The sequence below is a fragment of the Curtobacterium sp. MMLR14_002 genome (assembly GCF_001864975.1).
GTDB classification, from domain to species: Bacteria; Actinomycetota; Actinomycetes; order Actinomycetales; family Microbacteriaceae; genus Curtobacterium; species Curtobacterium flaccumfaciens.
In genome coordinates, this window is sequence record NZ_MJGT01000090.1 from 875 (window position 1) to 1,887 (window position 1,013).

Here is a 1,013-nt window from a genome sequence, read left to right on the forward strand (position 1 = left end):
CGGCCTTGAGCGCCGCGGCGGAGTCCGCACGCTCCTCGTCGGTGCCGTAGACGGTGTAGAAGATCGACGCGTGCTGCAGGTCACCGGTCACACGGACGTCGGTGATCGTGACGAACCCGAGTCGCGGGTCCCGCAGACCCTTGTCGAGTCGACGTGCGACGACTTCCTTGATGCGGTCCGCCATCTTGCGTGCGCGCTGCGGATCGGCCATTGGGTGCCTCCTGAGGCAGTGGCGGGACGCTTCCCGCCGGTGGTCCTGCGTGGGAAAGGGGTCGGGCCCCGGCCTCCCGCGTGGGGAGGCCGGGGCCCAGAGGAGTCACGCGATCAGTCGCGCGGCTTCTCGACGAGTTCGGTCGTCTCGACCTCGTCGCCGATCTGGATGTCGTTGAACTTGCCCAGACCGATACCGGCTTCGAAGTCCGTGCGGACCTCGGTCACGTCGTCCTTGAAGCGACGCAGTGACTCGATGGCCAGGCCATCGGCGACCACCACACCCTCGCGGATGACGCGCGCCTTGGCGTTGCGCGTGATCGTGCCGGAGCGGACGATGACACCCGCGATGTTGCCGAACTTCGAGGAACGGAACACCTCGCGGATCTCGGCGACGCCCGACTGGACCTCTTCGTACTCGGGCTTGAGCATGCCCTTGAGGGACTGCTCGATGTCGTCGAGTGCGTTGTAGATGACCGAGTAGAAGCGCACGTCGATGCCTTCGCGCGCCGCACGCTCACGGGCCTTGACGTCCGGACGGACGTTGAAGCCGATGACGATGGCGTTGTCGATCGTGGCGAGGTCGATGTCCGACTCCGTGATCGCACCGACACCGCGGTGCAGGATGCGGAGCTGGACGCTGTCGTCGACCTCGATGTCCAGGAGCGACTGCTCGAGTGCCTCGACGGCACCGGAGACGTCACCCTTGATGATGAGGTTGAGCGACTCGACCTTGCCCTCTTCGAGCGCACGGGTGAAGTCCTCGAGCGAGATGCGCTTGCGCGACTTCGCCAGCAGGGCGT

At 66.1% G+C, this 1,013-nt stretch carries 1 protein-coding gene and 1 pseudogene; both read right to left on the reverse strand.

All coding sequences use genetic code 11. The features are described from left to right. A partial coding sequence (locus BIU91_RS15095; protein WP_139196871.1) for a ribosome-binding factor A occupies window positions 1-211 on the reverse strand: 211 nt, incomplete at its 3' end. Window positions 212-324: 113 nt separating this feature from the next. Continuing rightward, window positions 325-1,013: pseudogene (locus BIU91_RS15100) on the reverse strand (translation initiation factor IF-2); the annotation flags it as partial.